The organism is Protofrankia sp. Cr1, from assembly GCF_963555865.1.
GTDB lineage: Bacteria > Actinomycetota > Actinomycetes > Frankiales > Frankiaceae > Protofrankia.
The window spans coordinates 5,542-6,515 of record NZ_CAUVXO010000289.1 but is presented as its reverse complement, the minus strand read 5'-3'; the positions used below and the strand labels follow the sequence as shown (position 1 = coordinate 6,515).

Genomic DNA, 974 nt, shown 5'->3' with positions numbered 1-974 from the left:
CCACGGGGGTGCACCGCGGGGCCAGTGCGGATAATTCGGTCGCTGTGTGCGGGGGTGGTGGGCTACGGTCGCCGTGGTCCCCGGCCGCGCCCGCATCCTCGCGGTTCGCGGTCGAGGGCCGCTGTGACGGGCCGTTGCCCGAAGCGTCCACCCACGTCGGCCCGGATCGGCGGGAAGGGATCCGCAATGGTCGAGCTGGCGGTGGAGGCGTCGCGTGCGCGGGTGGTCGTGGCTGCCCGTGCCGAGGTTGCGGCCGGCCGGCTGCCGTTCGCCCGGGATCGGCTGGCCGGTCTGCTGGCGCAGCATCCGGCGGATCCAGAGGCGCTCGATCTGCTGGGCGCGGTCTGTCGGGAGCTCGGCGACGAGGTTGCGGCCGGACGCTGGTGGTTCCTGTCCGCGCGGGACGACCCCGAGGCTGACGCCGCCCGGGCGGCGTTCCTCGCGGCGCAGGCCGAGCCGTGGAAGGCCGCGAACGCGCTGCGGGTCCGCGCGCCGGCCGAGGCGTTCCCGGCCGAGGTGCAGGTTCGGCTGGCCGATCTCGTCAGCGAGGTGGCGGCGGCCGGCGGGTCGTGGGTTCCCGGTCAGCGGGCTCCGCTGACCCCGTCCACCGCGACGCAGACATGGTCATGGACGGATTCGTTCGTCACGGGCGGAATCCTGCTGTCCACCGTTGGGGTCTGGCTGGTCGGCGTGATCACTCTCGTCGTGCTGGTCGTTTCCGCCGCTTCCTGAGTCGTACGAACGGGCTCGGACCGGCGGGGTAGAGGCCGACTTCAGCCGACCCCCACAGACTTTAGTGAGGCGCTAACGGCCTTGGGAAGCGACGAGATCGGTCGGGTCGGTGTTCGCGCCGCACAGCACCACGGCGTCCTCCACCGCGATCCGCCGGTTCCTCGCCACGCCCTCATGCGACGACATGACACTGGCGTCCGACACGATCTATCCTGCCGCCGCCGTAGATGATCTAGTCGGCC

The 974-nt window shown here is 72.1% G+C and carries 1 protein-coding gene; it reads left to right on the top strand.

All coding sequences use genetic code 11. The annotated features are described in order from the left end of the window. The first annotated feature begins 186 nt into the window (after positions 1–186). Positions 187–732: a DUF6584 family protein gene (locus U9980_RS19250; RefSeq protein ID WP_322769195.1), complete on the top strand. Its 546-nt coding sequence runs from the start codon at positions 187–189 to the stop codon at positions 730–732. The last annotated feature ends 242 nt before the right edge of the window (positions 733–974 follow it).

Bases quoted from the DNA above. Each gene is read 5' to 3' on its own strand.
- U9980_RS19250 (WP_322769195.1), top strand. From the start codon at position 187: ATGGTCGAGCTGGCGGTGGAGGCGTCGCGTGCGCGGGTGGTCGTGGCT.